Origin of the sequence: Limnohabitans sp. Rim28, assembly GCF_000293865.2 — a bacterium.
In the GTDB taxonomy this organism is placed as follows: Bacteria; Pseudomonadota; Gammaproteobacteria; order Burkholderiales; family Burkholderiaceae_C; genus Limnohabitans_A.
This window is the reverse complement of sequence record NZ_ALKN02000012.1, coordinates 64,505-87,670: the sequence shown is the minus strand read 5'-3', so window position 1 is coordinate 87,670 and position 23,166 is coordinate 64,505. Positions and strand designations below refer to the sequence as shown.

Below are 23,166 nucleotides of genomic sequence, written 5' to 3'. Positions count from 1 at the left end.
AGACAGGGGAATCTGTCAGTAGTTAACAAAACAGCCAATTATGAAGCGGCTTTCAGCGACGAACTTGCAAGGCGCCGGGGTTCACGATGTTGGTGGGCGTGCCTTTGATGTAGTTCACGACGTTGTCGAAAGCCGTGCCAAAGTAAAGTTCGTAGCTGTCTTTTTCAACGTAACCGATGTGCGGGGTACAAATGCAGTTTTCCAGCCTGAGGAGGGCCGATCCCTGCAAAATGGGTTCTGACTCAAAGACGTCGATGGCGGCCAAGCCTGGCCGACCGCGGTTCAGGCCACCGATCAGCGCAGTGGGCTCAATCAGCTCTGCGCGTGAGGTATTGACCAAGAGCGACGTGGGTTTCATTCGGCCCAAGTCTTCGGCAGTCACGATGCCTGTGGTCACCTCGTTCAGACGCAAGTGCAGCGACAAAACATCGGCATTTTCAAAAAAAGATTCGCGGCTGCTTGCAGCGGTCAAACCGTCTTTGACGGCGCGAATTCTGGATTCATCGCTGCCCCAAATTTGGACATTCATGCCAAAAGCACGGCCGTAGCCCGCCACCATTTGGCCAATTTTTCCGTAACCCCAGATGCCCAGTGTTTTTCCTTTTAGAACCGTCCCCATGCCAAAGTTGGTGGGCATGGCGCTGGATTTGAGGCCAGACTGTTGCCAGGCGCCATGTTTCAGGTTGCTGATGTACTGCGGAAGCCTGCGGGCAGCGGCCATGGTCAATGCCCATGTCAATTCAGCCGGTGCCACGGGTGAGCCGACACCCTCTGCCACGGCAATGCCCCGCTCGGTGCAGGCTGCCAAGTCAATGTGGCCACCCACTCGACCCGTTTGCGCGATCAGTTTGAGACGGGGCAGCTTCTCTATCAGGGCCTTATTCAGTGCGGTTCGCTCGCGAATCAGAACAAGTACGTCAGCGTCTTTCAGCCTGACTGAAAGTTGGCCGATGCCCTTGATCGTGTTGGTATAGACCTTGGCGGAATAGTTCTCGAGCTTGGACGCGCACTCAAGTTTGCGGACGACATCTTGGTAGTCGTCAAGGATCACAATGTTCATGCCCGACATTGTGCCTTGTCCATCAAAGGATTTGAGCGGCTGGGCAAGACAATGGCTTGCCCATTGTCTTGTGAATCAATGGCTCAGATGACGCATTTCGAGTGCGGCCAGTCGGTCCAGTTCGGCGCAGACGTCGGCCATGCGGCCAGAAATCACCATTCTCCCTGAAGTTTGAGGTCCATCACCGGATTCGCGCACCCTCAATACCTTCAGGCATGGGGCTTTGGTCACAGTGGGTGTGACTTTGGAGACCGGTGTGGCACAAACGCCCGTTCTGGTGGCCCAGCTGGGGTGAAGGCGGCCAGATGAGCGAGGAGTGGTTGAAGGTCTCTGGTTTTTGGCACCCGAAAAAGCCTTGAAAAAACCAGAAAGAGCAAGCAGAGCGATTCCCATGTGAAACCTTTCAAAAGCATGGAGGTTGGACACAGACAGGATTTCACAAAAGAGTCTTTGCGTTCAGGGCTGTTGAACAGCGCCCGCCACCTGCACGCAAGACAAATGCTTTACATCAAGGCGCTGTTCCGGATCAAGCCCACGGCCAAACCCTCGATGTCAAAGGGTTCACCAGGGTGAACGCGGATCGTGGGGTAGTCGGGGTTTTCGGGCAGAAGTTCAATGCCACTGGCGGTTTTGTTGAGGCGTTTGACCGTGACTTCGTCGCCCAACCGGGCGACCACAATTTGCCCGTTGCGCACCTCTTTGGTGGATTTGACGGCCAAAAGATCGCCATCCATGATGCCTGCATCTCGCATGGACATGCCTCGGACACGGAGCAGGTAGTCGGGTTGCGTTGAGAACAAGCTGCTCTCGATTTGGTAAGAGCGGTCAACGTGCTCTTGGGCCAAGATGGGCGACCCCGCCGCAACCCGGCCCACCAAAGGCAAACAAAGTTGGCCCAAGCCGGGCAAACTCAGGCTGAAGAGGTCGCTGTTGGCCCGCTGGCTGTTGCGGTTGTTGCCTTTGAGACGAATACCGCGTGAGGTGCCACTGACCAGCTCGATGGCGCCTTTTCGAGCCAATGCTTTGAGGTGTTCCTCGGCTGCGTTGGCTGATTTGAAACCCAGAATGTTGGAGATCTCAGCGCGCGTAGGAGGCGCGCCGGTGTTGGCGATGGTGTTCTGGATGAGCTCCAGAATTTCTTGTTGCCGTGCGGTCAGTTTGGGGCTGTCGGTCATGGTGTCTCCGTGAATGGCTGTTTTTTCATCCAGTGACTGTATTTTTAACCAGCTTTTTGATTTGTGCAAGCAGTTTCCATCAAAATTTTCCATGTCGTGCCATCCGGCCCTGAAAACAACAAAGCCCCTGAACGGGGCTTTGACAAGAAGGTGCTGCGAAAGTGGCAGCGTATCGTGCAATCCGGTTCAGGCCGACAGCGCCTGAAAAGCCCGAACGGTGATGTCTTCCACACTGCCGGTGCCGCTGATGGCGCGGTATTTGGGGGCAATGCCCGCGTCGGTTCGGGCCCAAGAGGCGTAATAGTCCACCAAAGGACGGGTTTGGGCGCTGTAAACCTCCAGGCGTTTTTTGACGGTTTCTTCCAAGTCATCCGCACGTTGCACCAGCGGTTCACCCGTCACATCGTCCATGCCGGCCACTTTGGGCGGGTTGAACTTGACATGGTAAGTGCGGCCAGATGCGGGATGTGAGCGACGGCCGCTCATGCGCTCAATGATGGCGTCAAAAGGCACATCAATTTCAAGCACATAGTCGAGCTTCACGCCCGCAGCCTTCATGGCGTCTGCTTGAGGTATGGTGCGGGGGAACCCGTCAAACAAAAAACCATTGGCGCAATCATTTTGCGCAATGCGTTCTTTCACCAAGTTGATGATCAGTTCATCACTGACCAAACCACCGGATTCCATCACGGATTTGGCTTCCAGGCCCAAGGGGGTTCCCGCTTTGACCGCTGCCCTGAGCATGTCGCCGGTCGAAATTTGAGGGATATTGAACTTCTGGCAAATGAAGGTGGCTTGCGTACCTTTGCCGGCGCCGGGTGCACCCAACAGAATCAGTCTCATGGGGGGGTCCTTGTCGTTGGTGTTTATTTTGGTCGATCCGGCCAAAAGACCAGATGCATCTACTTTTCAAGAATATCACGCAATCCTCAAAGCTGGCTTACGAGCCAATGGGGGTTTGGGCGCTGAAAATCATCTGCCCATCAGCCCAGCATTTGCCTGACGCGCTCCAGATCTTCGGGTGTATCGACGCCAGGGCCTGGGGCTTGTGGGGTCACATGAACCGCAATGCGGTAACCGTGCCAAAGGGCGCGGAGCTGTTCAAGGGACTCCATGGTTTCCAAGGGGGCGGGCGGCAAAGTAGGGAAAAGTGACAAAAAACCTGCCCTGTAACCGTAAATACCAATGTGCCGCAGAGGGGCAGGGTTGGGCAAAGTGTGCAGAGAAGCGTTGGGGGCGCCATCACGCCACCAGGGAATCGGTGCTCGGCTGAAATAAAGCGCCAATTGGCGAGCATCCATGACCAGTTTGACCACATTGGGGTTCGTGAACTCCTCCAGTGAACCGATGGCATGGGCCGCAGTGCTCATGCTCGCCTCAGGGCGATGCGTCAGCAACAAGGCGACTTCGTCGATCAGTTCTGGGCGTATCAAAGGCTCATCGCCTTGCACGTTGACCACCACTTCATCTGCTTCAAGCCCCAGCAATTGACAGGCCTCGGCCAAACGGTCGCTGCCGCTCAAGTGGTCCTGGCGCGTCAACAAAGCGGTCACCCCATGCAACTGGCAGGCCTGCACGATGCGCGCATCGTCTGCTGCCACCACCACTTGCCTTGCCAGTGATTGCTGAGCGCGATGGGCAACCCGAACCACCATGGGCAAGCCAACAATGTCGGCCAATGGTTTGTTGGGCAATCGGCTGGAAGCCATGCGAGCCGGGATCACCACCGTGAACCGCGACGCTGTTGCGCTTTCTTTCATGCGGACGCCTTAAAGCGGTGGCCGCAAAGCGGCAAGTTTGTCTATTTCTTCGTCGCTCAAGGTGCGTGCTTCGTTTTCAAGCAAGATCGGTATGCCTTGGCGAACCGGATAGGCCAAGCGGGCACTGCGCGAGAGCAATTCCTGACGCTCACGGTCAAAATTGAGCGGGCCTTTGGTGACTGGGCAAACCAGCAATTCAAGCAATTTGATGTCCATGGTGCAATGATAACGGGCGCTTGTCAGCGCTTGGGCAGAGCCCCCATCAAGCGGTCAAGCGCCGACCAAAAGGCGGGCTCTGGTGTCAGCTCCAATGGCACAGCCAAGGCCAAAGCTTGGTGCTGCCAAAGTTTGGCAGCGTCCTTTTCGGTGCAAAGCAAGGGGCGCAGCAAGGCGGCTTTTGGCCAAGCCGCAAAGTCAAAGTGATCGGGCAGGGGGGTGGTTTGGTGCAGCGACAAGCCCTTGTCGCCAAGCAAATTGAAAAAACCTTCGGGTCTGGCCAGACCGGCCAAGGCATCAACGGGTTGGCCCCTCAGGCTGTCCAGCGCCACCCGGCGACCTTGGCCATCCACGGCCCAGTCCGCAAGCTGTCTTCGGGCTTGGAATCCACCACCCACGTCGTTCTGGCCGGTGTGCAGCAACAGGTCCACCTTTCGGGGCCAGTTTTCTCGCAGCGGTCCCGCAGGCATCAACCACCCGTTGCCAATGCCACGTTCGTCCATCACACAAACTTCAATGTCCCGGGCCAAAGCTCGATGTTGCAAACCGTCGTCGCAAACCAGGATGTCGGTTTCCGGGTGCGCTTGCAGCAAGGCAAGTCCGGCATCGGCGCGCTTGGGACCGACCCAAACCGGCACCCCGGTCTTTTGGTGGATCAGCAGGGGCTCATCGCCCACCTCTGCAGGGGTGCTGCTGGACTGAACAGCGCAGGTGTCTTGTGTCGGTCTGCCGTGGCCCCGAGACAACACGCCAGGGTGCCAACCTTGTGCAACAAGGTGCTGAACAATCGCCATGGTCAAAGGGGTTTTCCCAGCGCCACCGGCCACCACGTTGCCCACCACCACCACGGGCACCGGCAAACGGACATTTCGAAACAAGCCCAGACGGTACAGACCTTGACGAATGGCCAACAGACTGGCGAAAAAAACGGACAAAGGCAGCAGCAAACGGGCCAGCCCGTTGCGCGACCGCCACACTTTGGGCAGGTTCAGGTGCAACCAACGGCTCACCAACATGCCAACCCCGGCACGTTTTGATTCGCAAAGTGTGAAAATCTCCGCACAGAATGGTTGTTCTTGGCGGTCAAAGTGAACGGAGTGGCGGTCATGTTGACCCTGATTATCCGTGAACCGATGCTGCGAGCATGCATGAAAATGTGGGCGATGCGACTGACTCGGCCAGCTGTGGATAACTTTGTGTAAAACTTTTCCACGCGGTCTGATTTTGAATACGCAGGTACAGAGCTAGCTGGCGAAATTCACACTGAAAAATTTAAAATGTTTCATGAGATCAATGACTTGCATAAATTCATTAAGATCATTTTTGAAACCCCTTGAAAACCAAACCACTGCCTTGGCTTGTGGAGTACTTGGCCCTACACGGCCTGATCTCTCACTTGAAATGTGCTTCAAACACCCATCAAACCTGAGCCCATGTCTGAAAACAACGAATTGACGCCCCGTGCGTGGACAGTTTCTGCACTGTGCCGCGCCGTTGCTGATGCTTTAGACGGTCAATTCAACCCCGTCAGCGTGCGGGGCGAGATTTCGGGCTTTGCGCGCGCAGCCAGTGGGCATTGTTATTTTTCAATCAAGGACGAAACGGGGCAGATTCGCTGTGCCATGTTTCGGCGTGCGGCCAGCTTGATGGGTTTTGTCCCCCGCGATGGCGAATTGGTGGAGGTGAGGGGTCGCCTGGGCGTTTACGAGGCCCGTGGTGACCTGCAGTTGATCGTCGAGTCCATGGAGCGGGCCGGGCAGGGTGCTTTGTTTGAGCAGTTTTTGCGCCTCAAAGCCAAGCTGGAAGCCGAAGGCTTGTTTGACCCCCTCCACAAACGGGCGTTACCCGCCCAACCCCGAGCGATTGGGGTAGTGACCTCGCTGGGGGCTGCAGCTTGGCACGACGTGGTGACGGCTTTGCAGCGGCGCGTGCCGCACATCCCTGTGCTCATGGCCCCGGCCTTGGTGCAGGGCGCTGGTGCTGCGGCCACGCTGGTACAGGCTTTGCAAAACATCTACGCCCTCACGGCAGAGGACAACCCGCTGTGCCCCCCCGTGGACGTGATCTTGTTGGTGCGCGGTGGTGGCGCCATGGAGGACCTGTGGTCTTTCAACGACGAAAACTTGGCCCGGTTCATGGCTCAAAGTCCGGTGCCGATCATTTGCGGCGTGGGCCACGAGACCGACTTCACCATCGCTGATTTTGTGGCCGATGTGCGCGCCCCAACGCCCACGGCGGCGGCTGAGATGGCTGCGACCGACCGTGGCGTGGGCCTTGAAGCACTGTTGGTGCTGGAGCATCGCTTGAGCCGGGGCTTGATTCGCCAGCAAGACCGCCAAGCGCAACGCTTGGATGCTGTGGCAGCCCGGTTGGGCGTGGGTTTGCTCCGTCAGCAAGAGCGCCAGAGCCAACGCCTGAGCGCCATCGCGACCCGATTGAGCCGCCCCCAAGCCTTGCTGGGCCAGCACCAGCAGTGGCTGGACCGCTTGGCCGGTCGTTTGAACAGTGCAGTTCAAAGCCAATTGACAGGGCAAGCGCACCAGTTGGACCGCTTGAATGACCGTTTGGGTTTTAACCGGGCTCAGCAGGTGCCGCTGCGCGCCCAGCGTCTAGAGCGGGCCGCTTTGCGTTTGTCGTCGGTGGACCCACACCGGGTGCTGGAGCGGGGTTACGCTTGGCTGAGCGACGACAACGGGCAGGCTTTGACGCATGCCGCGCAGTTTCAACCGGGTCAAGCGGTTCGAGCGACTTTGGCGGATGGGGATGTGCCGCTGACCGTGACCCCTTGAGTTTTTGCTGAACACGTCAGCCGTTGTGGGCCGGGGCCTGTGCACCTCATGAGGGAGTACCCAAAATCGGTGCCCAAGCCCCGGCCCACAACGGATGTGGGTCACTGGGCCCTCCCCTCTAAGGCCATGCTTTTCCAATCCCCGTCCTTGCATTGCCCTTGAGTGACCCTGAATACGGTAAGGGGCATCGCGCTCCCCTAAAATGCGTCAAACATTTTTTCAACCCGCAACAACCAAAGGATCCCTCATGGAACACACCTTGCCCGCACTGCCTTACGCCATCGACGCTTTGGCCCCTCATTACAGCCAGGAAACCCTGGAGTTCCACCACGGCAAGCACCACAACGCTTATGTGGTGAACCTCAACAACCTGCAAAAAGGCACTGAATTCGAGAGCATGTCCCTCGAAGAGATCATCAAAAAGTCCAGCGGTGGCGTTTACAACAACTCTGCGCAGATCTGGAACCACACCTTTTTCTGGAACTGCATGAAGCCCAACGGCGGCGGCGAGCCCTCTGGCGCTTTGGCCACGGCCATCAACGCCAAGTTCGGCAGCTATGCTGCTTTCAAAGAAGCCTTCGTCAAGAGCGCCGTGGGCAACTTCGGCTCCGGCTGGACCTGGTTGGTCAAGAAAGCCGACGGCTCGGTCGACATCGTCAACATGGGCGCTGCCGGCACCCCTTTGACGACGGGCGACACCGCCTTGTTGACTGTCGATGTGTGGGAGCACGCCTACTACATCGACTACCGCAACATGCGCCCCAAGTTTGTCGAGACTTTCCTCGACAAACTGGTGAACTGGTCGTTCGCCGAGAAGAACTTCGGCTGATCGAAGTCTTTCCCAGAACAAAAAGCCCGCTGATGCGGGCTTTTTGCTTTTTGGAGGGTTCGCGCTAAGCCAAACCACAGCCCATGCGCTGCGGTGCCCGCAGCATCGGGCACCCAGCACAGTCAGCGAATCATCATGCCCCCATCTGCCACCACCGTCTGCCCCGTCACGTAACGCCCCGCGGGACTTGCCAAAAACACCGCAATGCCACCAATGTCGTCCGGCTCGCCCATGCGGCGCAAGGGTGTCTCGTTGTTGTACTTGGCAATCAGCACCGGGTCTTCGTGCAAGGCTTTGGCAAAGTCGGTTTTGATCAATCCCGGTGCAATGCAATTGATGCGGATATTGTCCGGGCCCCATTCCACCGCCAGGTTGCGCGCCAGCTGCATGTCGGCCGCCTTGGACAGGTTGTAAGCGCCAATCACGGGTGAACCGTGCAAGCCCCCGATCGATGACACGATCACGATGGCACCGTCCTTTTGGGCTTTCATGTCCGGATAAGCCAGATTGCACAGCCAGGCATTGGACAACACGTTGTTGCGCATCACCTTGTCAAACACCTCGTCACTCATGCCTGTGGCCGGACCGTAATACGGGTTGCTGGCTGCATTGCACACCAAAATGTCAACGGGTCCCCATGTTTCGCGGGTTTTGGCCATCAGGTGTTGCAGTTGCTCCTTGTTGGAAATGCTGGCCGCGATGGCCATGGCCTCACCCCCTGCAGCCATGATTTCCTGGACCACCACCTCGCACGCTTCGAGCTTGCGGCTGGACACCACCACTTTGGCCCCCGCCTTGGCCAGTTGGTGAGCGATGGACCGGCCAATGCCCCGGCTGGAGCCTGTGACCACCGCCACTTTGCCTTGCAGATTGAACAACGACATGTCAGTTTCTCCTGGTTGGTATGGCTTGCAGTCTGCACGGGGGCGCTGCAGCTGTCTGTCTTGCGGGCGTCAGCCCCGGCACCAGCATGGTCACTGGGCTGCGCCACAATCACGCTTTTCAACACTCTTTTGGGGCTCAAGTGGAACAAGTCGATGCAGTCGTGATGGGTGCCGGCGTGGTCGGCCTGGCTGTGGGTCGGGCGCTTGCTTTGTCTGGCCATGAGGTGTTGGTGCTTGAATCGGAAAACGCCATTGGCACGGGCACCAGTGCGCGCAACAGCGAAGTGATCCATGCCGGTATTTATTACCCCGCAGGTTCCCTCAAAGCCCGCTTGTGCGTGGAAGGCAAAGCCATGCTTTACGCCTATTGCCGTGAGCGGGGCGTGTCGCATCGGCAACTGGGCAAACTGATTGTGGCCACCAGCCCTGAGCAAGTTCAGGCCTTGGACGGCATCATGCGCAAGGCTGCGGCCAACGGCGTTCACGATCTGCAAAAACTCAGCGCCGCCGAGGCGATCGCTTTGGAGCCCGCACTGTCCTGTGAGGCGGCTTTGTTGTCTCCCAGCTCGGGCGTGGTGGACAGCCACGGTTTCATGCTGGCCCTGCAAGGCGATATGGAAAATGCGGGCGGTATGCTGGCGCTGCTCTCGCCCGTTCAGCACATTGGCCTGCATCAAGGCACGGCCAGCCACCCGATTCGGGTCCAAGCGCAGGATGGCACCGAGCTGGCTTGCCGGGTGTTGGTCAATGCAGCTGGCCTTCAGGCCGTGGCGATGGCCCGGTGCATGGCAGGCCTGAACCCCGATCTGTTGCCTCAAGCGCATTACGCCAAAGGCAATTACTTCACTTTGGCCGGCAAAGCGCCGTTTTCTCGCCTGATCTACCCTGTGCCTGAAGCGGCTGGTTTGGGCGTACACCTCACGCTCGATCTGGGAGGGCAAGCCAAGTTCGGCCCGGATGTGCAGTGGGTGACGGACCCCACCGATTTGCAAGTTGACCCCAGCCGGGGGGATGCTTTTTATGCCGAGGTGCGCAAATACTGGCCAGGCTTGGCCGATGGCGCTTTGTTGCCCGGCTATGCGGGCATCAGGCCCAAGATCAGTGGCCCTGCAGAGGCGTCGGCCGATTTTCTGATCCAAGGACCTGCCGAGCACGGTGTGCCCGGCTTGGTGAACTTGTTGGGCATCGAGTCACCCGGTTTGACCAGTTCGTTGGCCATTGGGGCCGAAGTGGTCCGGCGCTTGGCTTGATCCGCCCCCCCAAAAAATCTGGCCACCAGCGGTGCCCGGTGCTGTTGAGAGCGTTCCCATGTTCAGCCGATCTCGGCGATGAGTTCGATCTCGACGCAGGCCCCCAGCGGGATTTGGGCCACGCCAAAGGCACTGCGCGCGTGCGCGCCGACCTTTGCGCCAAACACTTGGCCCAGCAATTCGCTGCAGCCGTTGGTGACCAAGTGCTGTTCGGTGAAATCGCCCGTTGAATTGACGAGGCTCATGACTTTGACGATGCGGGTGACCTTGTTCAGATCGCCCACCGCGGCGTGCAGCGTGCCCATCAGGTCAATGGCCACAGCGCGGGCAGCCTGTTGACCTTCGGCTGTGCCGATGTTTTTGCCCAGTTGACCCACCCAGACTTTGCCGTCTTTTCTGGCGATGTGACCGGACAGGAACACCAAGTTGCCCGTTTGCACAAAAGGCACGTAGGCCGCAGCGGGCACGGCCACAGGGGGCAATTCGATGTGGAGGGACTTGAGGGTGTCGTAAACGTTCATGGTCATCTTTCAGAGGGGTTGAGTTTGTGGGGTGACGTTGCGTTAAATCTGTTGAGTTGGAACGGTTGAATCAGCTCAAGGCGTCCAATTCGGCTTCTTCAAAACCCGCCAGACGCCGCGCTGCCAGGTTGAAGGGTGGGCGCAGTTTGGGCGCATCGTACTGTGCCATCAACTCGGCATAGTGCCCGATGGGGTCCAGCCCACGTTGGGTACACAGGTGCCTGTACCAGTGGTTGCCTGCTGCGACATGGCCGATCTCATCGGCCAAGATGATGTCCAAAATCTCGCCAGCCCGGTGGTCGCCCACGCTGACCAACTTGTTTTTGACACCCGGTGAGGCGTCCAAGCCTCGCGCTTCCAGGGTGCGCGGCACGATGCCAATGCGGGCCAGAATGTCATCCTGCGTGCGCTCGGCCATGTCCCACAGGGTGTTGTGGGCTGGAAAATCGCCGTAGTCAAAACCCAGGCTGACCAAATGCTGGCGGAGCAGGCTGAAGTGTTTGGCTTCCTCTTGGGCGATGCGCACCCAGTCGGTGTAAAAATCATCGGGCATGCCTGCAAAGCGCCAGACCACGTCCAGTGCCAAATCAATGGCATTGAGCTCGATGTGTGCAACAGCGTGAACCAGCATGGCCCGGCCCTCGGGCGTGGCCATGGATTTGGCTTTGAGCTGGGTGTGCGGCAACAGCACCGGGCGGGCAGGGCGGCCGGGGCCAGCAGACGGGGCATCGAGGCTGTCTTGCGCACCCACGGGCAGGCTCAGGTCCAGCGCCAAAGTGGTCTGGGCTTTCAGGTTCGGGTCGGTTTGCGCCCAAGGCGTCAGGGCGGCGGAGCGCAGGGTGTGCATGGTGATCGTCGGCATCGCCCTCCACCGGGGGTGGGCTTGCCTACAATTGTAGTTTTACAAGAAGTCTCAACCAACAGGAAACCGATATGGCCATTTACCAATTGGATGATCAAACCCCCGAACTCGCCGAGACGGCTTGGGTGGCCGACAACGCGCAAGTCATGGGCGCGGTCAAGATTGGGGCCGATGCCAGTGTCTGGTTTGGCGTGACGGTGCGGGGTGATACCGAGACGATTGAGATCGGCGAGGGCAGCAACATCCAGGACGGCAGCGTGATGCACGCCGGCCACGGCAAGCCGATCAAAGTGGGCAAGCACGTCACGGTGGGTCATATGGTCATGCTGCACGGTTGCACCATTGGCGACGAGTCCTTGATTGGCATTGGCGCGGTGGTGCTCAATGGTGCGAAGATCGGCAAAAACTGCTTGGTGGGCGCTGGTTCGCTGGTGACCGAGGGCAAGGAATTTCCGGATGGTTCGATGATCATGGGCACGCCGGCCAAGGTGGTGCGCGAACTGAGCCCCGAGCAGATCGAAGGCCTGCGCCAAAGCGCTCGCCACTACGTGGATAATGCCCGCCGCTTCAAGGCGGGCTTGAAAAAAATCAGCTGATTTTTGGGGTGCCATTTTGGCCTGACCGACCGCTTTTTAAATTTTTGAGGATCGGCCCCACGGGGCTGTTGATTGCACTTTGTCCGAACTCCATAAATTCATTTTCGAAGGCCTGCCAGTGCGTGGCATGTTGGTGCGCCTGACCGATGCCTGGCAAGACATTTTGGCGCGCCGCGCCGCCAACTCTGAAACCGGCGCTTACCCCGCACCGGTACGCCAGTTGCTGGGCGAAATGGCTGCAGCCGGTGTGCTGATGCAGGGCAACATCAAGTTCAATGGCGCTTTGGTGCTGCAAATTTTTGGCGATGGCCCGGTGAAATTGGGTGTGGTCGAGGTGCAACCCGACCTGAGCCTGCGCGCCACTTGCACCCAAGTGGGCGAGGTGGCCGACAACGCGAGCTTGAGCCAGATGGTGAACGTGAACAACGAAGGGCGCTGTGCCATCACGCTTGACCCGCAAGATCGCTTGCCCGGGCAGCAGCCCTATCAGGGCGTGGTGCCGCTGTTTGGGGACCGGGGCGAAAAGCTGGAAAACATCAGTGAAGTGCTGGAGCATTACATGCTCCAGTCCGAGCAGCTGGACACCGTTTTGGTGTTGGCCGCCGACGACAAGGTGGCCGCGGGTTTGCTGATTCAGCGCCTGCCCATTGAGGGTCAAGGCAATTTGGCGGGCCGTGCTGATTCGTTGATGCGCGAATCGGTGTTGGGCCAAAGCGAAGATTTCAGCCGCATCTCGATTTTGACCAAGAGCCTCAAGCGAGAAGAGTTGCTGGGTTTGGATGCCGAGACGATTTTGCACCGTCTGTATTGGGAAGAGCCTTTGGCCCGGTTTGAACCCTTGATGGGCGAGTCGGGCCCTCGCTTTGCCTGCCGTTGCAACCGCGAACGCGTAGGCCACATGATTCGCAGCTTGGGCAGCGAAGAGGTGGACAGCATCATCGCCGAGCAGGGCCAGGTGGAAGTGGGCTGCGACTTCTGCGGTGCCCAATACCGCTTTGACCCGGTCGATGCGGCGGGTCTTTTTACGGGCCTGCCTGCCGACTTGCCGCCGGGCGCAGTGCACTGAAGCCGCCGCTCAAGCGGAGCGTTGCGTCAACAACCGGGTGAACAGTTTGTGTTCACAGGCCGGATCGCTGCAATCGTTGCACACCCATGTGTCTCGGCCGCCATTGATGTTGAACTGGGCGCGCTCGCGGTCCTGCCAAGCAGCGGTATGGACTTGTGTCAAACCCAAGGCGAGCAAGGCGTTGTTCAGACGGTGAACCCCCAGCCCGTAAACGATCCTGAAAGGGTTTTGGGTCAAACTCAAGCCTTGCCGCAATGCGCTGTCTTCGCTTTGTGATTCGGGACCAAGGCCCGGCAAGTCCAAGCCCATCAACAAAGTGGTCACGCCAAGGCCTGACACGGGCGAGGGCATTGAAGCCACGGTGATCCACCAATCCACTGCGGCCAGTGTGGTGCTGTTCGACCCATGGGACGGAGATTCGCCCAGCCTATCGGACAACCGCACGGGATGGCCTTGGGCCAACAATGCGCTGTTCAAGGACTGGGCCAGCCAAGATTTTCCGCTGCCCGCAGCTCCGACGATGGCGACCCACCGAGGGTTCATTGCCGTGGGCCGTTCCAACCCGTTTGGGGACACATCATTTGGCGACTTGAACGAAGACTTCGTTGGTTTTGACCATGCCCAGCTCATTTCGGGCGCGTTCTTCCACCATGTTCAGGCCTTGTTTCAAGTCGGTGACCTCCGCGCTCAGTTGCTCCATCTTGAGCCGTGCTTCCTCGTTGGCCAGTTTTTGCTGGTCCAGCTCCAGGCGCAAGGCGTTGACATGGGGCAAGCTGCCTTGCCCAAACCACAGCTGCACTTGAACAATGAGCAGCAAGGCAAAGAGCACGGCAGGGATCAAGCGATTGCCCATGGTGGAATCGTTTTAGCGCAAGTTGTAGAAAGCCGAACGGCCTGGGTAAACGGCCACGTCGCCCAAGTCTTCTTCGATGCGCAGCAACTGGTTGTACTTGGCCATGCGGTCCGAGCGGCTCATGGAGCCGGTTTTGATTTGACCGGCATTCAGGCCCACGGCGATATCGGCAATCGTGCTGTCTTCGGTCTCACCCGAGCGGTGGCTGATGACAGCGGTGTAACCGGCGCGTTTGGCCATCTCAATGGCGGCAAAGGTTTCGGTCAAGGTGCCAATCTGGTTGATCTTGATCAGGATCGAGTTGGCGATGCCTTTGTCGATGCCTTCTTTGAGGATCTTGGTGTTGGTCACGAAGAGGTCGTCACCCACGATTTGCACGTTTTTGGCCAAGCGGTCGGTCAGGATTTTCCAGCCGTCCCAATCGCCTTCGGCCATGCCGTCTTCGATGCTGATGATGGGGTATTTGTCGCACCAAGTGGCCAACATGTCGGTCCACTGCTCGGACGTCAAGCGGACGCCGCCTTCACCGGCCAACACATAGTGGCCCTCTTTGTAGAACTCGCTGGCCGCACAGTCCAGACCAATGGCGATGTGTTCGCCAGCGGTGTAACCGGCTGCGGCAATCGCGTCCAGCACCATCTGGATGGCCGCTTCGTGGCTTTCGATGTTGGGGGCAAAGCCTCCTTCGTCGCCCACGGCAATGCTCATGCCTTTGTCATGGATGATTTTCTTGAGGGCGTGGAACACCTCAGCGCCCCAGCGCACGGCTTCGCGGAATGAAGGTGCGCCCACAGGAATGATCATGAACTCTTGCAAGTCCAGGTTGTTGTTGGCGTGCGCGCCACCGTTGATGACGTTCATCATGGGGACGGGCATTTGGTTGGCGTTCATGCCGCCAAAGTAACGGTACAGGGGCAAGCCGGACTCTTCGGCCGCAGCGCGGGCCACGGCCATGGACACAGCCAACATGGCGTTGGCGCCCAAGCGGCTCTTGTTGTCAGTACCGTCCAGGTCGATCAGGGTGCGGTCCAAAAAGGCTTGCTCTGAGGCGTCAAGGCCCAGCACAGCTTCGGAGATTTCGGTATTGATGTGCTCCACAGCTTTGAGCACGCCTTTGCCCAAGTAGCGGCTTTTGTCGCCGTCACGCAGTTCAATGGCTTCGCGGCTGCCCGTCGAAGCGCCAGACGGCACCGCAGCGCGGCCCATCACACCAGATTCCAGCAACACGTCGCATTCGACGGTGGGGTTGCCACGGCTGTCGAGGATTTCACGGCCGACGATATCAACGATTGCACTCATTTTTGAACTCTCTCACTTTAAAAATAAAACGGGGTTTCAAAGCCATTGGCTCAGACGCCTTCGACGGCCACCATGCGCATGATGGCGGCACCTTCTCGGGCTTCACGGGCTTTGAGGTATTCGGGCAGTTCGTAAAAAGCCTTGGCGGCTTCAAAGGAGGGGAACTTCAAGATGACGATGCGCTCAGGAGCCCAGTCGCCTTCGAGCACTTGGACTTGGCCTCCGCGCACGCAGACTTCGGCACCTGCGGTTTTCATGGCCGCTGTAGACCATTTTTTGTACGCCTCGTATTGCACAGGGTTGGTGACCTGAACGTGGGCAATGATGTAGCCGCTCATGAAAAATCATCCTCTAAAAACGGGTTCTTTTTGGTGACGGCATCGAGCTGAACCAAGGTTTCGAGCAAGGCGCGCATTTTGCCCAGTGGCACCGCATTGGGGCCGTCTGACCAAGCTTCTTGAGGCTTGGGGTGGGTCTCCATGAAGAGACCCGCCACGCCTGCAGCCACGCCCGCACGGGCCAGCACCGGCACCATCTCGCGGGCACCGCCGCTGCTGGTGCCCTGACCGCCGGGCTTTTGCACCGAGTGGGTCACGTCAAACACCACCGGTGCACCGGTTTTGCGCATTTCGGCCAGGCTCGTCATGTCGGCCACCAAGTTGTTGTAGCCAAAACTCACGCCACGCTCGCAGGCCAAGAAGTTGTCTTCGGGCAAACCCGCTTCACGCGCAGCGCTGCGGGCTTTGTCGATGACGTTTTTCATGTCCCAAGGGGCCAAAAATTGGCCCTTCTTGATGTTGACCGGCTTGCCCGACTGGGCCACAGCGCGGATGAAGTCGGTTTGGCGACATAAAAATGCAGGCGTTTGCAACACATCGACCACGCTGGCCACGGTCTTGACCTGTGATTCATCGTGGACATCGGTGAGGATGGGCACGCCAATCTGGCGGCGAACTTCATCCAGAATTTTCAAGCCTGCGTCGATGCCCACGCCGCGTTGTGTGTGGCCCGACGAGCGGTTGGCTTTGTCGAACGAGCCTTTGTAAATGAACGGGATGCCCAGTGCCGTGCAGGTCTCTTTGAGGCGACCGGCCACTTCAATGGACATCTCCAGGCCTTCGATGGAGCAGGTGCCCGCGATCAAAAAGAACGGGTGGTTCAGGCCGACGTCGAATCCGCAGAGTTTCATGGCGAGTTCCTGTGCGTTGGGGGGGTCAGGCGGCCGCCTTGTGCTCGACAGTCGCTTTGACGAATGCATTGAACAGGGGATGACCGTCCCAGGGCGTGGACTTGAATTCGGGGTGAAACTGCACGCCGACATACCAAGGGTGAACCGTCTGCGGCAATTCGACGATTTCGGTCAGTTGCTCGCGCTGGGTCAAGGCGGAGATCACCAAGCCTGCTTTGCGCAAGTCGTTCAGGTAATTGACGTTGGCTTCGTAGCGGTGGCGGTGGCGCTCGGTGACCACGTCGCCGTAAATTTGGTGGGCGAGTGTGCCTTTGGCCACGTCCGAGCTTTGTGCGCCCAGACGCATGGTGCCGCCCAAGTCGGAGTTGGCGTCACGCATCTGGATGGAGCCGTCGGCGTCTTTCCACTCGTTGATCAGGGCGATCACGGGGAAGGGCGTTTCGGGCTCGAACTCGGTGCTGTTGGCGTCCTTCATGCCGGCCACATGGCGGGCGTATTCGATGGTGGCCACCTGCATGCCCAAGCAAATGCCCAAATAGGGCAGCTTATGGGTTCGTGCAAATTGTGCGGTTTCGATCTTGCCTTCGACACCGCGTTTGCCAAAGCCGCCTGGCACCAAGATGCCGTCGTAATGGGCCAAGCTGGCCACGGTCTCTGGGGTGATGGTTTCGGAGTCGATGTGTTCGATTTTGACGCGCACATGGTTGCGCATGCCGGCGTGGCGCAGTGCTTCGTTGACCGATTTGTAGCTGTCTGACAGTTCGACATACTTGCCCACCATGGCGATCGTGACTTCACCTTGGGGGTGCTCTGTGTCGTGAACCAGGTCGTCCCAGCGCTTGAGGTTGGCGGGCTGGGTGTTCAGGCGCAGTTTGTCGCAAATCAGACCATCAAGGCCTTGCTCGTGCAGCACGCGGGGCACTTTGTAGATGGTGTCCACATCGGGCATGGAGATCACGCCCCAGTTTTGCACGTTGGTGAACAAAGATATTTTGTCGCGCTCGTCCTCCGGGATGTAGCGGTCGGCACGGCACAACAGGGCATCGGGCTGGATGCCGATTTCGCGCAGTTTTTGGACGGTGTGCTGGGTGGGTTTGGTCTTGAGTTCACCGGCAGCCGCGATCCAGGGGACGTAAGTCAGGTGCACAAAGGCCGCATTGTTGGGCCCCAAGCGCAGGCTCAGCTGGCGCACAGCCTCTAAAAATGGCAGCGATTCTATGTCGCCCACGGTGCCGCCGATTTCAACAATGGCCACATCGACCGCTTCGGGGGTGCCAAAACCTGCACCGCGTTTGACGAAGTCCTGAATTTCGTTGGTGACGTGGGGGATGACCTGCACAGTCTTTCCCAGGTAATCACCACGGCGCTCTTTTTCGAGCACGCTTTTGTAAATTTGACCCGTTGTGAAGTTGTTGGCCTTCTTCATGCGGGTGTTGATGAAGCGCTCGTAATGGCCCAAATCCAGGTCTGTTTCAGCGCCGTCGTCGGTCACAAACACTTCACCGTGCTGAATCGGCGACATGGTGCCGGGGTCCACGTTGAGGTAGGGGTCGAGCTTGATGAGGGTGACAGACAGGCCGCGCGATTCGAGGAGGGCGGCGAGCGATGCGGAGGCGATTCCCTTGCCCAGGGAAGACACCACACCGCCGGTGACGAAGACGAATTTGGTCATGTCCAAGACGGGAGCCAACAGCCCCCGGTAGGTGGAAATCGTGATTATAGACAGTCACGTCTGCTACATTTCTGGGCATGAGCACATTGGCTGGAAAACACATCGTTCTGGGCTTGTCAGGCGGCATCGCGGCCTTCAAGTCGGCTGAACTTTGCCGCGCCTTCGTCAAGGCGGGCGTCACGGTACAGGTGGTCATGACCCAGGCGGCCGAGCAATTCATGACGGCAGTCACCTTGCAGGCCTTGTCGGGTCGGCCTGTTTACACCTCGCAATGGGACCCGCGCGAGGCCAACAACATGGCGCACATCAACCTCAGTCGCGAAGCCGATGCGATTGTGGTGGCTCCGGCCAGCGCCGACTTCATGGCCAAACTGCTGCACGGCGGCGCCGATGAGCTGCTCAGCCTGATGTGTCTTGCAAGGCCCATTGACCAAGTGCCCCTGATCGTGGCTCCGGCCATGAACCGCGAAATGTGGTCCAACCCGGCTACGCAGCGCAACGTGGCTCAGCTCAAAGCCGACGGCATCCATGTGCTGGATGTGGGGCAGGGCGATCAAGCTTGCGGTGAAACGGGTGACGGGCGCATGCTCGAAGCCGATGAAATTTTGGAAGATTTGGAGGCGTTTTTTGCCCACAAATCCTTGGCCGGTCGGTCTGTGTTGGTCACGGCTGGCCCCACTTATGAGGCGATTGATCCGGTGCGCGGCATCACCAATTTGTCGAGCGGCAAGATGGGTTTTGCCATTGCGCGGGCCGCGCGCATGGCGGGTGCCGATGTGACCTTGATCGCTGGCCCGGTGAGCTTGGAAACGCCCCGTGGGGTCAAGCGCGTGAACGTGCGCTCCGCCCGAGACATGTTGCTGGCGGTGCAGGCCCATGTTCCTGCACAAGGCGTTTTCGTGGCCACTGCCGCTGTGGCCGACTGGCGTCCGGCCAATGCGGCCGACCAGAAAATCAAGAAAGACGGCTCGGGTCAGACGCCTGAGCTGAGCTTTGTGGAGAACCCCGACATTTTGGCGACCGTGGCCCAGTCGGCCGCGGCGCAAAAGGGCGATCTGTTTTGTGTGGGCTTTGCCGCCGAAAGCCATGACCTGTTGGCGCACGCTACGGCCAAGCGCCTGCGCAAAGGGGTGCCGCTGTTGGTGGGCAATATCGGCCCGGCCACCTTTGGCCAAGACGACAACGCTTTGATGCTGGTGGATGCGACTGGGGCTAAGGAGTTGCCGCACGCCAGCAAGCAGGTTTTGGCGGTGCAGCTCATTGAAGACATTGCCCGGCGTCTGGGCTCACAACAGGGATGACCATGGACATTGATCTCAAGATTCTGGATGCGCGCATTGCCGCTCAAATGCCCTCTTACGCGACCCCGGGCAGCGCGGGCCTTGATTTGCGCGCCTGTCTCGAGGCACCGCTGACTTTGGCACCCAAGGCCTGGCATTTGGTGCCCACGGGCATGGCGATCCATCTCAAAGATCCTGGTTATGCGGCCATGCTGTTGCCTCGATCGGGCTTGGGTCACAAGCACGGGATCGTGTTGGGCAATCTGGTGGGCTTGATCGACAGCGATTACCAGGGCCAGTTGATGGTCAGCTGCTGGAATCGCAGTGAAGTGGCATTCACCATTGAACCGATGGAGCGAATCGCTCAGATGGTCATTGTTCCGGTGGTACAGGCCACATTCAAGGTGGTCAATGACTTTGATGCCACCAGCGAACGTGGTGAAGGCGGCTACGGCTCGACAGGTAAAAAATAAGTTGCCCGGTGAGCCGCTCAGTGAAGTGTCGGCCCCTTGGGCAGGCCTTCATCGCCCACTTCAATTTTGAAAAACCCCGTGCCGCAGCTGCCGCTGCCCACTTCGTTTTCGGTCGGCTCGCGAACCGATTCCACTTTCAGGTGCAAACGCAGCGCAATGCCCGACAGCGGGTGATTGCCGTCCAGCACCACATGCTCGGGGTAGATCTCGGTCACGGTGTAAAGCACGTTGCGTGGCGCGTCTGGGTGGCAGCCTTGGGGCAGGGCCGTGCCTTCGATGGTGAGGCCAGGTTCAAGGCCGGGCGGAAAAAGAGCGAGAGGCTCTAAAAAAAGCAGTTCTTCGTTGAAGTCGCCAAAGGCGTCTTCGGGCTCCAGGTGCAGGTCAACCTTGGCGCCTTTTTCGTGGCCTTGCAGGGCTTCTTCGATTTTGGGCAGCAGGTCGTGGCCGCCGATGAAAAATTCAACCGGTTCGTCCAGGGTGTCCAGAACTTCGCCCAGAGTGTCTTTGAGTGTCCAGGTCAGTGCGACCACAGAAGGTGTCTTGATTTCCATACGACAATTGTCGCAGTTTGGCAGCCCGTTTTGAGCTGCTTTGTCTTTGAGTGCAGGTCTTTTGGCTTGTGCAACTGGATCACCCCCATGAACACAGAACAACCCCTGGCCCTGCTCGGCGGTCTGAGCCCCACCCAATTCATGAAGCGTCATTGGCAAAAAAAGCCTTTGCTGGTGCGCAATGCCATTGCGGATTTTGTGCCGTGTGTGGGGCGCAACGACTTGGTGGCTTTGGCGGCTGAGGAAGGCGTGGAGTCGCGTTTGATCGTGGATTCGCCCAAAGGCTGGAAGATGAAGCACGGCCCGTTCCCAAAGCGCAGCCTGCCGCCATTTAGCCAAAAGAAATGGACTTTTCTGGTGCAAGGGGTGGACATGCACCACGACGGCGTTCATGCCTTGATGCAACAGTTCCGATTTGTGCCCGATGCGCGCTTGGACGATGTGATGATCAGTTACGCCAGCGACGGCGGTGGTGTGGGGCCGCACTTTGACAGCTACGACGTTTTCTTGTTGCAGGCGCATGGGCAGCGGCGTTGGCGCATCGGCCGACAAAAAGACCTGAGCCTGCAAGAAGGCGTGCCGCTCAAGATCTTGCAAAACTTTGAAGCCGAGGAAGAGTTTGTGCTCAACCCTGGAGACATGCTTTACCTGCCCCCTAAATATGCGCACGATGGCGTGGCCGAAGGCGAGTGCATGACGTGGTCCATTGGCTTTCGGGCGCCGCAAGAGGGTGAGTTGGCCCGCGAGCTCTTGATGGGCTTGGCCGACGAGGCCTTTGAAGGTTTGGGTGCTGGCCTTTACCGAGATCCGAAACAACCGGCGGTGATGGCGCCTGCGGCTATTCCGTCGTCATTGGCGGGCTTTGCACGTCAAGTGATCGACAAAGCGCTTCAAGATCCAGGATTGCTGGACAGTTTGCTGGGCGAGTATTTGACCGAGCCCAAAGCGCAGGTGTGGTTCGAGTGTTCGGAGGCTGCCTTTGATCTGTCTGGCGGGGTGCAACTCGATCGGCGCACCAAAATGATGTACGACGCGCAGCATGTGTTCATCAACGGTGAATCCTTCAAGGCGGGTGGACGCGATGCCCGCACCTTGAGAATTTTGGCAGACGATCGGTGCATTTCCGGCTCAAAATTCAAGACGTTGAGTGCAGATGCGCAAGAGGCCCTGAAGGATTGGGCTTCGGAGGGCTGGTTGCAGGCGCTCTGACCAAGGGTTTTAGAGTCCCCTTTTTCTCCTTTTTTGACTTGTCAAGCAATGGCCTGCACAAACTAGGGAAAACGCTATAATCGTTGGCTGGGTACAAAAGAGCTCGAGTGCTTTTGGCCTGGTTTGGACGGTGTCTTTGCCGTCTGAGCAATTTCCGGAAATTGTTTTCTCATTCTTACATTAGGAAAATCAAAATGAACAAGTCTCTCGTTCTGGCTGCCATCATCGCTGCTGCTGCTCTGTCCGCTTGCGGCAAAAAAGAAGAAGCTGCTGCTCCTGCTGCACCTGCTCCAGTGGCCGCTCCAGCTCCAGCACCAGCTGATGCAGCGCCTGCAGCTGCACCGGCCGCCGCGCCAGCTGCTGATGCAGCCGCCACACCTGCTGCTGCACCAGCCGCTGCGCCAGCTGCTCCTGCCGCTAAGTAATGTGTCAACTGCCCCGGTGCAAACTGGGGTAGACACAAAAAAACCCCGCTTTGCGGGGTTTTTTTGTGGCTCAAATGGTTTATCGCAGTTCTGTTGCGAGCAATTTGAGAATTCGCTCGGCCTGTGCCGATTGTTCTGGCTGACCATTGGTGTTCAGCACACGGATCACGGTTTGACCGGAAGCGCTTGCGCTCAGGCTGAGGCCGTATTTGGCCAAAACGCTTTGTTCTTTTTTGCTGCTGAAAAGCCTGGAAATAAAGCCGGGTTCTGATGGGGCGGTTTGTGGCGCCACATAGCGTACAAAGTAGCGCCCAGCGGCCATGTCGCGGTCTTCAACGGTAAAGCCACTGCGGTCGAGTGCAACGCCTGTGCGGCGCCAAGCGCGGTCAAAGGCTTCGTTCAGGCTGATGGTGGGTTGGCCGTCAACCATGACCACAGGAACGCCTGCTGGTGCTTTCGGGGCGGCGACTGCTGCGCTGGCTTCTTGGGGTGAGGTGCCCAGTTTGACCATGAGGCGACGCAAAAATTCAATTTCCAGTTCAGGGTCGCTGGGGCGGGCTTGCCAGATTGTGCGGTCCTTTTGTGCCGTGGCGTAGTTCTCGACCAGGCCGCGGTGGCTGATGTAGATCTCGACTTTACCCTTGGCATTGCGTTCAACACGAGTTCTGTACTTGTCGCGCTCACCTGTTGAATACAGCGAATCGAGCACCCTGCCCAAGCTTTTGCGAATGAAGTCCTGCGGCAACTTGGCCCGGTTTTCTGCCCAGTCGGTTTCCATGATGCCCAGCTCAGGGGAGTCGGTGGTCAGTGGAAAGCCGTTGGCTGTCCAAAATTCACGCAAGGCGGGCCAGACCTGGTCAGCAGGCATGGCCGCTACCAGCCAACGCTGGTCGCCTTGACGCTCCATTTTCACTTTGCCCAAGGTGTTCGAGGCGGTGCCTGCATCGGTCACTCGGGTGCTGGCACTTTGAAAGCCCGCGGCCGATGCCGAGGTGCTTTCAAAAGCAAACCGGGACTCTCTTCGCAGTTGAGTCAAGTCGGGCGGGATTTCCAAGGAGTGTGCTCTGACAGCACTCTTGTAGTCGATCTTGTCTTCTCTCAGAACTGAACAGCCGCTCAGTGCGGCCGTGATGGCCATGACGGTGAGCGTTCGTTGAAAAGGGAATCGGGCCGATGAGGCAATGGTGGCGATTTTCACAAACATCCT

At 58.4% G+C, this 23,166-nt stretch carries 26 protein-coding genes; 9 read left to right on the top strand and 17 right to left on the bottom strand.

The window, feature by feature from the left end; all coding sequences use genetic code 11:
• Nucleotides 1–52: 52 nt before the first annotated feature.
• From B472_RS13490 to lpxK, 6 genes are all read right to left on the bottom strand, one after another.
• Complete coding sequence (locus B472_RS13490; protein ID WP_026039822.1) at nt 53–1,060, bottom strand: D-2-hydroxyacid dehydrogenase family protein; 1,008 nt, start codon at nt 1,058–1,060, stop codon at nt 53–55.
• Nucleotides 1,061–1,563: 503 nt separating this feature from the next.
• Nucleotides 1,564–2,235, bottom strand: a complete 672-nt coding sequence (gene lexA / locus B472_RS13480) for a transcriptional repressor LexA (protein ID WP_026039821.1) — start codon at nt 2,233–2,235, stop codon at nt 1,564–1,566.
• A gap of 186 nt (nt 2,236–2,421) precedes the next feature.
• Nucleotides 2,422–3,078 carry an adenylate kinase gene (adk, locus tag B472_RS13475; RefSeq protein WP_026039820.1) on the bottom strand — a complete coding sequence of 219 codons (657 nt, stop codon included), beginning with the start codon at nt 3,076–3,078 and terminating at the stop codon, nt 2,422–2,424.
• A 140-nt stretch (nt 3,079–3,218) separates the two neighbouring features.
• Nucleotides 3,219–3,995 carry a 3-deoxy-manno-octulosonate cytidylyltransferase gene (gene kdsB, locus B472_RS13470; RefSeq protein ID WP_019428347.1) on the bottom strand — a complete coding sequence of 259 codons (777 nt, stop codon included), beginning with the start codon at nt 3,993–3,995 and terminating at the stop codon, nt 3,219–3,221.
• 9 nt (nt 3,996–4,004) lie between these two features.
• A complete protein-coding gene (locus B472_RS13465) occupies nt 4,005–4,211 on the bottom strand; it encodes a Trm112 family protein (protein ID WP_019428346.1) in 207 nt (68 codons plus the stop codon).
• A 23-nt stretch (nt 4,212–4,234) separates the two neighbouring features.
• On the bottom strand, nt 4,235–5,227 hold the full coding sequence (gene lpxK / locus B472_RS13460) for a tetraacyldisaccharide 4'-kinase (RefSeq protein ID WP_019428345.1): 993 nt from the start codon (nt 5,225–5,227) through the stop codon (nt 4,235–4,237).
• A 417-nt stretch (nt 5,228–5,644) separates the two neighbouring features.
• Here lpxK and xseA point away from each other — a divergent pair, with 417 nt between their 5' ends.
• Together xseA and B472_RS13450 are read left to right on the top strand one after the other, a co-directional pair.
• Complete coding sequence (gene xseA, locus B472_RS13455) at nt 5,645–7,000, top strand: exodeoxyribonuclease VII large subunit (protein ID WP_026039819.1); 1,356 nt, start codon at nt 5,645–5,647, stop codon at nt 6,998–7,000.
• 247 nt (nt 7,001–7,247) lie between these two features.
• A complete protein-coding gene (locus B472_RS13450; protein WP_019428342.1) occupies nt 7,248–7,829 on the top strand; it encodes a superoxide dismutase in 582 nt (193 codons plus the stop codon).
• 122 nt (nt 7,830–7,951) lie between these two features.
• Here the strand turns inward: B472_RS13450 and B472_RS13445 are convergent, their stop codons facing one another.
• Nucleotides 7,952–8,713 (bottom strand): SDR family NAD(P)-dependent oxidoreductase, encoded by a 762-nt coding sequence (locus B472_RS13445; RefSeq protein ID WP_019428341.1) that lies wholly within the window; start codon nt 8,711–8,713, stop codon nt 7,952–7,954.
• Between the two features lie 164 nt (nt 8,714–8,877).
• Here B472_RS13445 and B472_RS13440 point away from each other — a divergent pair, with 164 nt between their 5' ends.
• Entirely contained in the window at nt 8,878–9,963 is a 1,086-nt protein-coding gene (locus B472_RS13440) for an FAD-dependent oxidoreductase (RefSeq protein WP_040506112.1), read from the top strand.
• Between the two features lie 62 nt (nt 9,964–10,025).
• Here B472_RS13440 and B472_RS13435 read toward each other — a convergent pair whose 3' ends face one another.
• Both B472_RS13435 and B472_RS13430 read right to left on the bottom strand, forming a co-directional pair.
• Entirely contained in the window at nt 10,026–10,484 is a 459-nt protein-coding gene (locus B472_RS13435) for a RidA family protein (RefSeq protein ID WP_026039817.1), read from the bottom strand.
• Between the two features lie 70 nt (nt 10,485–10,554).
• Nucleotides 10,555–11,346: a ferritin-like domain-containing protein gene (locus tag B472_RS13430; protein ID WP_019428338.1), complete on the bottom strand. Its 792-nt coding sequence runs from the start codon at nt 11,344–11,346 to the stop codon at nt 10,555–10,557.
• 71 nt (nt 11,347–11,417) lie between these two features.
• Between B472_RS13430 and B472_RS13425 the strand changes: the two genes are divergently transcribed.
• Both B472_RS13425 and B472_RS13420 read left to right on the top strand, forming a co-directional pair.
• On the top strand, nt 11,418–11,942 hold the full coding sequence (locus B472_RS13425; protein WP_019428337.1) for a gamma carbonic anhydrase family protein: 525 nt from the start codon (nt 11,418–11,420) through the stop codon (nt 11,940–11,942).
• Between the two features lie 79 nt (nt 11,943–12,021).
• Nucleotides 12,022–13,008, top strand: coding sequence for an Hsp33 family molecular chaperone HslO (locus B472_RS13420; RefSeq protein WP_019428336.1), 987 nt, complete (start codon nt 12,022–12,024; stop codon nt 13,006–13,008).
• Nucleotides 13,009–13,017: 9 nt separating this feature from the next.
• On the opposite strand, the gene B472_RS13415 is transcribed toward B472_RS13420, so the two are convergent.
• Genes B472_RS13415 through B472_RS13390 form a run of 6 tightly spaced genes read right to left on the bottom strand, consistent with a single transcriptional unit; the run spans nt 13,018 to nt 18,021 of the window.
• A complete protein-coding gene (locus B472_RS13415; protein WP_019428335.1) occupies nt 13,018–13,551 on the bottom strand; it encodes a hypothetical protein in 534 nt (177 codons plus the stop codon).
• 34 nt (nt 13,552–13,585) lie between these two features.
• Nucleotides 13,586–13,861 (bottom strand): septum formation initiator family protein, encoded by a 276-nt coding sequence (locus B472_RS13410; protein ID WP_019428334.1) that lies wholly within the window; start codon nt 13,859–13,861, stop codon nt 13,586–13,588.
• Between the two features lie 12 nt (nt 13,862–13,873).
• A complete protein-coding gene (eno, locus tag B472_RS13405; protein ID WP_019428333.1) occupies nt 13,874–15,160 on the bottom strand; it encodes a phosphopyruvate hydratase in 1,287 nt (428 codons plus the stop codon).
• Between the two features lie 50 nt (nt 15,161–15,210).
• Nucleotides 15,211–15,498: a DUF1330 domain-containing protein gene (locus B472_RS13400; protein ID WP_019428332.1), complete on the bottom strand. Its 288-nt coding sequence runs from the start codon at nt 15,496–15,498 to the stop codon at nt 15,211–15,213.
• The gene (kdsA, locus tag B472_RS13395; protein ID WP_019428331.1) at nt 15,495–16,349 is read right to left on the bottom strand and encodes a 3-deoxy-8-phosphooctulonate synthase; all 855 of its coding nucleotides are present in this window, start codon (nt 16,347–16,349) and stop codon (nt 15,495–15,497) included. Before kdsA ends, B472_RS13400 begins: the two co-directional genes overlap by 4 nt.
• Nucleotides 16,350–16,374: 25 nt before the next feature.
• Nucleotides 16,375–18,021 (bottom strand): CTP synthase, encoded by a 1,647-nt coding sequence (locus B472_RS13390; RefSeq protein WP_019428330.1) that lies wholly within the window; start codon nt 18,019–18,021, stop codon nt 16,375–16,377.
• Between the two features lie 77 nt (nt 18,022–18,098).
• Here B472_RS13390 and coaBC point away from each other — a divergent pair, with 77 nt between their 5' ends.
• Nucleotides 18,099–19,322 (top strand): bifunctional phosphopantothenoylcysteine decarboxylase/phosphopantothenate--cysteine ligase CoaBC, encoded by a 1,224-nt coding sequence (gene coaBC, locus B472_RS13385; RefSeq protein ID WP_019428329.1) that lies wholly within the window; start codon nt 18,099–18,101, stop codon nt 19,320–19,322.
• A 2-nt stretch (nt 19,323–19,324) separates the two neighbouring features.
• Nucleotides 19,325–19,774, top strand: a complete 450-nt coding sequence (gene dut / locus B472_RS13380) for a dUTP diphosphatase (RefSeq protein WP_026039815.1) — start codon at nt 19,325–19,327, stop codon at nt 19,772–19,774.
• 17 nt (nt 19,775–19,791) lie between these two features.
• Here dut and B472_RS13375 read toward each other — a convergent pair whose 3' ends face one another.
• On the bottom strand, nt 19,792–20,325 hold the full coding sequence (locus B472_RS13375) for a peptidylprolyl isomerase (RefSeq protein WP_019428327.1): 534 nt from the start codon (nt 20,323–20,325) through the stop codon (nt 19,792–19,794).
• Nucleotides 20,326–20,412: 87 nt separating this feature from the next.
• On the opposite strand from B472_RS13375, the gene B472_RS13370 reads away from it, so the two are divergent.
• Nucleotides 20,413–21,534 carry a cupin domain-containing protein gene (locus B472_RS13370; RefSeq protein ID WP_026039814.1) on the top strand — a complete coding sequence of 374 codons (1,122 nt, stop codon included), beginning with the start codon at nt 20,413–20,415 and terminating at the stop codon, nt 21,532–21,534.
• 194 nt (nt 21,535–21,728) lie between these two features.
• A complete protein-coding gene (locus B472_RS13365; protein WP_081505000.1) occupies nt 21,729–21,959 on the top strand; it encodes a hypothetical protein in 231 nt (76 codons plus the stop codon).
• Nucleotides 21,960–22,038: 79 nt separating this feature from the next.
• Here B472_RS13365 and bamC read toward each other — a convergent pair whose 3' ends face one another.
• Nucleotides 22,039–23,163, bottom strand: coding sequence for an outer membrane protein assembly factor BamC (bamC, locus tag B472_RS13360; protein ID WP_019428324.1), 1,125 nt, complete (start codon nt 23,161–23,163; stop codon nt 22,039–22,041).
• Between the last annotated feature and the right edge of the window lie 3 nt (nt 23,164–23,166).